Genomic DNA, 7,559 nt, shown 5'->3' with positions numbered 1-7,559 from the left:
GCTCATGCTATTTACTCCTTTTATTTGCTGGTAACAAACAAAAGTCAGTATCTAGCATGGGCGCTTTACGGGCATAGCCCCGACTGGACGATCACCACCTCCATAGGAGGTGGTTTAAGACTGACAAAAAAGGGGGCGTTGCCGCCCCTGCTAGTTAGAACTGATAGCCAGCACTGATGTAAGCCGTGCGCCCCTGGCGCTGGTAACCTATTACCTCTTCATAGTCGTGGTCAAAGAGGTTTTCAGCGCGCAACGCGAAGGTCCAATGTTGGTCTGGTTTAAAGCTTACGGCAGCATTCACTAAGGTTACAGCATTGAGCTTTAGTTGAGCATAAGGATAGGTGCCAAAGAAGGTATCTTCTCTTGTTCCTTGATACTGTAGCTGTATATACGCATTAGCTTTTTGCTCAAAAAAGTCCTGACTTAGTGTTAAATTGGCTTGATGGCGAGGACGGCGAACTTCTGTTTGTTCTTCAACCCGAGGAGGATCGGTTTTTTTAACTTTCTCTTTCGCATCAAGATAACTGTAGTTAAGGTCTACCTTAAGCTCACCAATTGTTCCTTTAAGCTGCCATTCGGCTCCTCTGCGCTTACTATTCTCAGCCACGTTTATAGCTGTATAGCGTCCATTCGCTAAGTCAAAAAACGAACCGTTAATTTCGTTTTCTAGATCCGTGAAGTACAAGTTAAGTTCGGTGAACCAGTCGGCGTTTATCTGATACTGGCCTCCGAGCTCCGTACTAATGCTCTTCTCTGGTTCAAGTGCAGGGTTACCAAGAAAGTCTGCTGGGAAGTAACCGAAGCGTTCAACCAATGTGGGATTTTTTACAGCTTTACCATGACTGATATAGATCTTATGCCCGCCATCTAACAAATAACTCCCACCTAAGCGGAAGGTTAGTGCATCATCGAACTCATCATTACTATCATAGCGGCTGTTGGCAGTAAGGCTCAGACCCTCTAGAACTTCATGAACTACATCTAACACCGCGGACTGGGTTTGGTTTTCCTGTGTCTGGTTGGGGTCCCCCCAAACACTCGCTAAACCAATTTGAGTAAATTCTTCATCTACATGTTCTAACGCCATTGCAATACGACCAGCCTGGCTGTAGTTCAGAGCACTTTGCCAATACCAGCGTTGCTTATTGCTATCGGCCTCACTCGTCAGATTGCTAACGGTTTCGCTGCGGCTGAACTGATATCCGGCTTCATGTTGCCAGCGAGTATCTACCGCTGTGTAATACCAACCCAATTTGCCGCTGGCAAAACGACCATGTGTATAGAGTTCAGCATCAGCTCCACCCGCGTCATACTCGTTGTAGGAATCTACATAGCGTAAATTCGCTGTCACTCTTACCTGCTCTGACAGTTTGTAACCTAGCTGGGTATTAAATTCGTTGTTGCGGTATCCATCGCGCTCATTGCCTTGAGCAGAGATGTTTTGACCGTCGGTAGAGAAGTGGCTGACAGACAGAGCGTAGTTAAAGGCGTCTGCTGCACCACTTACATTTGCTGCGAGTTTGGCGCTGCTGTCCTCACCTACTTCAATTCGCGCACCGCCACGAGTCTGCTCTGTGCCCTGGCGCGTCGTAATGTTTAGTACGCCTGCTACCGCGCCGCTACCCCATAAAGCACTCTGAGGGCCGCGTAAGAGCTCGATTCGTTCAACGTTATCCAGATTGACGTGGGCAAAGTCCACGGCTCCGTCGCTAAGGTTATTAATCTCAACGCCATCAACCAATACCAATATGTGGTTAGATTCACTGCCTCGCAGTCTTACACGAGTTTCCGTGCCCTTTGCGCCGGATTGGGAGATGCTGATACCTGCTTGACTGCGGAGTATATCTGCTAGATTGAGAGCCCCGGAGTTTTCAATTTCTGCGCGGTCAATAACGGAAACCGACGCGCTTAAACGTGACAGTTCAATGGGCTGGCGCGCGCCAATCACGCTGATGGTTTCAATATCGTCCTGCGCGATAGCTGCAGAAGTGCCGAACAGGCTGGCGAACACCGCCAACCCTAAAGTTGTGTGTTTGAATTGCATAGTTTTGTACCTAGGTTGGCGCTCCACCCGAGCGCTGGTTTCCTGGTGGCGGCAATGGGCTTGTCTGAGTATGGATCTTTTCAAATCCAGTCCCTTGCGCCGTTGATTGGATTAAGGCCGGTCTCCGGGCTGGCAAGTGCCAAAGTGGCAGCAGAATCGCCTTCCCATAGTAAAATCCTACAGTGGCATGATGATTCTGATACTTGCGTACCGTTGCGGGGGCAGCGTCAGATGACTTCCCGTTTCACCTTTTGTTATTACAGAAGGCACCTCAATCGAGCGGGATTATAAAGTAAAGCTATAAAAAAACCAGTTGGATTCAACTGGTCTTATGGGCACAAAAGTAGCAACCTCCCTCAGGGAAGCAGTGACAATGGGGACTCTTGCAAGGCTGAGTATTGTTCCTTCAGTGCTAATACCTGCTGCTCCCAGTATTTGTCGGTGGCAAACCAGGGGAAAGCCTGAGGGAAGGCTGGGTCCTCCCAGCGACGACTCAACCAGGCCATATAGTGCACCATACGCATGGCGCGCAACGGCTCAATCAACACCAGTTGCTTATGGTCGAAATCACTGAACTCTTCGTAGGCACCCACCAGCGTATCCAGTTGCAGCAATTGCTGAGCACGATCCCCTGATAGCATCATCCACAGATCCTGAATGGCTGGACCCATTCTGCAATCGTCCAGATCCACAAAAGTAGGTCCGTCACGCCACAGAATATTGCCAGGGTGGCAATCACCGTGCAGACGGATCTGGTTACCAGGACGATAAAGACCGGCAGCCTTGTCTATCACCATATCCATAATAGTGAACAACGGGGTTTTCAGTGACTCCGGCACCAGGTTGCTATGTTGCAGTTCTTTGCGGGGTTCAAACAGGAAGCTCTGTGTGTCGATACCGGGGCGTGAAGTAAAGGGACGCGTTTTCGAAACCCCATGCAAACGGCCAATAAAGCGCCCCATCCATTCCAGTTGATCGAGATTGTCTACTTCAAACTGCCGTCCGCCCACAGAAGCAAACAAGGCAAAGCTGTAACCCTCATATTGGTGCAGAGTCTGGCCGTTTAATTTAAGCGGCGCGGCGACAGGGATTTCCTGTTCCAGCAATTCTTCCGCAAAGTCATGCTCTTCCTGAACTTGCGCCGTTGTCCAACGGTTGGGGCGGTAAAACTTAACGACATAGCGTTTGCGCTGTTCATCCATGAACTGGTAGACGCGGTTCTCGTAGCTGTTCAGGGCCAGCAGGCCTGAATCCACCCGGATGCCAGTGCTTTCAATGGCATCCAGGATCAGATCCGGGGTCAGACTATGGAAGCTGAAATCGGACATTAGGTTCCTATCGGTACAAGAATTTGGTCGGTGCGACCACACTCACTTCTTCATTGTCCAGAGATTGTACCTTAATGCGAATTTCAACAATGCTACTTTCGAGCTTGTATGGGTCGATGGCGACGCTGATAGGCTCGACATAAACCTCACCGCCATGTACCAGAAACTCCCGGTTACCTGTCAGTCGATGCCCATCCAAGCCCTCTACCGACAAAATATAGCGAGCATCATGCTGGGATTTGTTCAGGATTTTCAGAGTATATACGTTTTCCACCAGCCCATCATTGGTCTCACGGTAAAGCTGGTTACGGTCACGAATAATATCTACATCCAAAGGTATCCGGGTAAATAAATCCAGTGCCAGGAAGCCTATCATGACCATTAATACCACGGCGTATCCCACCAATTTGGGACGCACAATATGGGTATGTCCGCCTTTCATCTTATGTTCGGTGGTATAACTGATAAGCCCCTTGGGGTAACCCATTTTATCCATGACGCCGTTACAGGCGTCAACACAGGCGCCACAGTTAATACATTCGTATTGCAGGCCGTTACGAATGTCTATGCCTGTTGGGCAAACCTGAACACATAGGCTGCAATCGATGCAGTCACCTACGCCATCAGCAGCCAAGGCTTCTCGACTAACTTTACGGCCCCGCGGTCCACGCTTTTCGCCGCGCCTTTCATCATAGGTCACGGTAAAAGTGTCTTTATCGAACATGACTGACTGGAAGCGGGCATAAGGGCAGATATGGGTACACATGATTTCGCGCATCCAACCAGCGTTACCATAAGTACAGAAAGCGAAAAGCCATACCCACAAACCGATCCAGAAGCTGTTTTGCAGTGTGAAGAAGTCGATGAACAAGCTGTCTATTGGGGTGAAATAACCTACGAAAGTGAGTGAGGTCAGCACGGCGATAATCAACCAACACAGATGTTTAAGGCCTTTGCGCCAAAATTTATCAAAGTCCATGGGCCGGGCATCCAACTTCATGCGTTGGTGCCTGCTACCTTCAATCTTCTCTTCAAACCAGACGTACATATAAGTCCAGGTGGTTTGAGGGCATAGAAAACCACACCAAACCCGACCGGCAAAGGTGGTGACGAAAAACAGCGCAAAGGCTCCAATAATAAAAATCCAGGCAAGTATGGTGAGATCTTGTGGCCAGAGCGTCAGGGCGAAAATGGTGAAGCGCTGTTCGCCAATATCCAACAGGATAGCCTGATGTCCGTCATATTGAATCCAAGGCAAAAGCACAAATATGGCCAGAAAGAAAAAGCCAAAATAGCGTCGGAAGGTTTCCAGAGGGCCTTGTACGGCTCGCACATAAATGCGTTTGCGCGAAGCATCCGGACTTTCCTGCTCTGCTGGCCGATGAATCTGTACGGGAGTTACATCTTTTACTGGGATTCGTTCACTCATGGGTCCTGGTCTCTGGTAATGCACATTGAGGAATCTAGCTGTTCCCTTATTTTATTTACAATAGCGCGACCTGAATGCCTGTAAAGCATATTAGCTCATCGCTACTCAGCTATTTTTGTTTGTTTTTGAAGTTTCAAAAATTTCTGAAAATTATAAGTTTAATTTAGCTGGCTGCAAGGTCGTCTACCTCAGAATAAACCAGATTTCTCCTGACATTTGTTAAAATAACGTTAAATGACAAGGGGTTGGATGGTTACTCCGGTGAACCTCCCGAATTTTTGACACATTGTATCGCTTGATTCGCTAAATTAAATTTAAGCATAGTAATGAATACTTATTGCTAGTTATCCCGGCAGATAAGCAAGTCATATGGGACTTTGCCAGTCTATAAGGTATGATTTTCACCGTACTTGACTATTGATGTAGCACAATGAAACGTACCTTTATTATCATTTTGGAAATTGCCTTACTGGTGGTGGTATTACGCTCGTCTTTTGTGCAGTACTGGCTAGGGGATATTCAACAAAGTTTGTCGAACTGGATGACGGAAATTGCACAGACTGCAGAACGTCAGGAATTAGCTGCATTGCGTGATCGGGTGCGGCCAAATATTGCGGCAATGAATGACTATCAAAAAGACTACATTATGGACATGCTCTCCAGCCGCGCGAAGATGGAGCATTTCCAACTGTACTATTGCGTTAACAAAGACAAAAATCCCTTTGTATACGGGGCTACCTTGCTCTACTTATGCTCTGAGATCGGGAGAACTAGCTTTGACTAGCACTTGGATTGAATCGCGGTAAGGAAAAAACGACAGGTTTGTTCCATCAACTTTCTTGCTTCTTGTTCATTTAACAACGGCTTCCAGCATATAGCTTGATCCCAGAAAGCCATTTCTTTAATCGCTCCATAGAACATGGCTGCCGCCAAGCCAGGTTCCAATTGTCCGAGCGCGCCTGCTTTGCTGGCCTGAATAAACCAGTTGTGCATGTCTTGTTCACAATCACTGAACTTCTGATTTAAGCGGAGCGCTTCTTTTTCTGAGCGCATCGACTCAATAATGACAATTTTACTCAAACGCAGGTAGTGCTCGTCGCATACCAGCGATAGCACTTTCTGACTGAGTTCCTTAAGTTGCTCGGCGATAGGGCGCTGCGGATCAAAGGTCATTTTTTGCAGAGGCTCGACACGTTCCAGCAACAGACTGACTACGGCGTCCAGCAGGTCTTCCTTGCATGGATAGTGTTTATACAAGGTACGTTTGGACACACAGGCACGGCTGGCAATAGCCTCCATAGTGGTTGCCATCATGCCCTTCTCACAGAACTCCCGGATAGCAGCACATAAAATATCATTGTGCTTCTCATCACTTCGACCCAAACTTAACTCCTCGGTCAGCAGTTGCCGATACATTTTGAAACGAATAAAGCCGTAGCTAAAGTATACGAGATCGTGTACTTTATCCAAGTTATTATCTCAGTTGTTATTATCACATGGCCTTAAGCAAATTAAGGTTATTCGCTTCAGCCTCTCTACTATCGGTGCTCCTATGGGTAAATACAAAAGGAATTTTTCTCTGCACGCTAAACTGGCGGTAGTCTCTTTGGCTACTTTGCTTGTTGCTTGCGGCCAGCAACCACCAGCCGCAGATGGGATGGGTGGGATGCATCCCGCATCTGTTGAAGTGCTTACGATGAAAGCGCAGACCGTACCTTTTGCTATTGAGTTACCCGCCACGTTATCTGGTTCCAAAGAAGTGGAAATTCGCGCCAGGGTTGCCGGCATTCTGGAGTCACGTAACTTTGAAGAAGGCGACAAAGTGGAACAGGGGCAGTCACTGTTTACACTTGACCTGAAACCTTTCGAAGTAGAAGTAGCCCGTACTCAGGCGGATTTGCTGGCAGCAAAGGCCCGATTGGAAAGTGCTCGTCGTGACGTAAAGCGTCTGACACCGCTGCGTAAGCAAAACAGTGTCTCGCAGCAGGATTTGGACAATGCTATTTCGGCCGAAGAGATTGCCATGGCTGATGTCAAGGCCGCAGAAGCCAGGCTACAGGATGCCCGCTTAAATCTGGAGTACGCCAAAGTGGAATCGCCGGTGACAGGTATCGCTGGTCGTGAGCAGGTCTCTGAAGGAACTTATGTGCCAGGGCCTGATGTACTACTGACACAAATTACCCAACTTGATCCTATACGAATTCGTTTCGGCTTGTCCGAACGTGAACAGCTTGGTATGCGCAAGGATGTAGAAAGTGGCAAGTTAACTCTGCCAAAAGAGGGTCATTGGCAGACAAGAATCAAACTGCAAGACGGCTCGTTTTATGAGCACATAGGTGAAGTGAATTTCCGTGATGTGCGCATCAATACCATGACAGGCACTTCTGAGTTACAGGCGATTGTACCTAACCCTGACTTTAAATTGCGGCCCGGACAGTTTGTCCGTGTGGTGTTGGAAGGTGCCAGCCGCGACAACACCTTTGTGGTACCGCAGCGAGCCGTGCTAGACAGTGGCACAGGTAAATATGTGTACCTGTTTGCCAAAGGCGAACAAGGCAATATCGCCCAGCCAGCTCCGGTTGAAGTGGGTGAGTGGGTGCGCTTGGAGACGCCTCAGGGCATTGAGAATGGCTGGGTCATTCATAAAGGGTTGAAAAGCGGTGACCAAGTGATCGTTGAGGGTATGGCACATATCTTCTTCCCGGGTATGCCGGTGGTGTTGGCGGGACAGTCATCATCTTCTGCTCAGTAACAGGGA

General features: G+C 48.3%; 6 protein-coding genes and 1 riboswitch. Of the genes, 2 read left to right on the top strand and 4 right to left on the bottom strand.

Annotation, left to right across the window (positions count from 1 at the left end):
• Window positions 1–154 precede the first annotated feature (154 nt).
• The 3 genes from J0A65_RS16855 to ccoG all read right to left on the bottom strand — a co-directional run bounded on the left by J0A65_RS16855 (window position 155) and on the right by ccoG (window position 4,801).
• Complete coding sequence (locus tag J0A65_RS16855) at window positions 155–2,044, bottom strand: TonB-dependent receptor plug domain-containing protein (protein ID WP_206595487.1); 1,890 nt, start codon at window positions 2,042–2,044, stop codon at window positions 155–157.
• 98 nt (window positions 2,045–2,142) lie between these two features.
• Window positions 2,143–2,333, bottom strand: a riboswitch (cobalamin riboswitch).
• A 67-nt stretch (window positions 2,334–2,400) separates the two neighbouring features.
• Window positions 2,401–3,372, bottom strand: a complete 972-nt coding sequence (locus J0A65_RS16850) for a serine/threonine protein kinase (protein ID WP_206595486.1) — start codon at window positions 3,370–3,372, stop codon at window positions 2,401–2,403.
• Window positions 3,373–3,379: 7 nt separating this feature from the next.
• The gene (gene ccoG / locus J0A65_RS16845) at window positions 3,380–4,801 is read right to left on the bottom strand and encodes a cytochrome c oxidase accessory protein CcoG (protein ID WP_206595485.1); all 1,422 of its coding nucleotides are present in this window, start codon (window positions 4,799–4,801) and stop codon (window positions 3,380–3,382) included.
• 430 nt (window positions 4,802–5,231) lie between these two features.
• On the opposite strand from ccoG, the gene J0A65_RS16840 reads away from it, so the two are divergent.
• The gene (locus J0A65_RS16840; RefSeq protein ID WP_206595484.1) at window positions 5,232–5,585 is read left to right on the top strand and encodes a hypothetical protein; all 354 of its coding nucleotides are present in this window, start codon (window positions 5,232–5,234) and stop codon (window positions 5,583–5,585) included.
• Here J0A65_RS16840 and J0A65_RS16835 read toward each other — a convergent pair.
• Window positions 5,582–6,271: a TetR/AcrR family transcriptional regulator gene (locus J0A65_RS16835; RefSeq protein ID WP_232850016.1), complete on the bottom strand. Its 690-nt coding sequence runs from the start codon at window positions 6,269–6,271 to the stop codon at window positions 5,582–5,584. The two genes, J0A65_RS16840 and J0A65_RS16835, sit on opposite strands and share 4 nt — an antisense overlap.
• Before the next feature lie 82 nt (window positions 6,272–6,353).
• On the opposite strand from J0A65_RS16835, the gene J0A65_RS16830 reads away from it, so the two are divergent.
• Window positions 6,354–7,553: an efflux RND transporter periplasmic adaptor subunit gene (locus J0A65_RS16830; RefSeq protein ID WP_206595483.1), complete on the top strand. Its 1,200-nt coding sequence runs from the start codon at window positions 6,354–6,356 to the stop codon at window positions 7,551–7,553.
• Window positions 7,554–7,559 lie beyond the last annotated feature (6 nt).

Source organism: Bowmanella yangjiangensis, assembly GCF_017255015.1.
GTDB classification, from domain to species: Bacteria; Pseudomonadota; Gammaproteobacteria; order Enterobacterales; family Alteromonadaceae; genus Bowmanella; species Bowmanella yangjiangensis.
This window is presented reverse-complemented; position numbering and strand designations above follow the sequence as displayed.

Coding starts and splice junctions, on each gene's coding strand:
- J0A65_RS16855 (WP_206595487.1), bottom strand. CDS start 2,044: ATGCAATTCAAACACACAACTTTAGGGTTGGCGGTGTTCGCCAGCCTG.
- J0A65_RS16850 (WP_206595486.1), bottom strand. CDS start 3,372: ATGTCCGATTTCAGCTTCCATAGTCTGACCCCGGATCTGATCCTGGAT.
- ccoG (WP_206595485.1), bottom strand. CDS start 4,801: ATGAGTGAACGAATCCCAGTAAAAGATGTAACTCCCGTACAGATTCAT.
- J0A65_RS16840 (WP_206595484.1), top strand. CDS start 5,232: ATGAAACGTACCTTTATTATCATTTTGGAAATTGCCTTACTGGTGGTG.
- J0A65_RS16830 (WP_206595483.1), top strand. CDS start 6,354: ATGGGTAAATACAAAAGGAATTTTTCTCTGCACGCTAAACTGGCGGTA.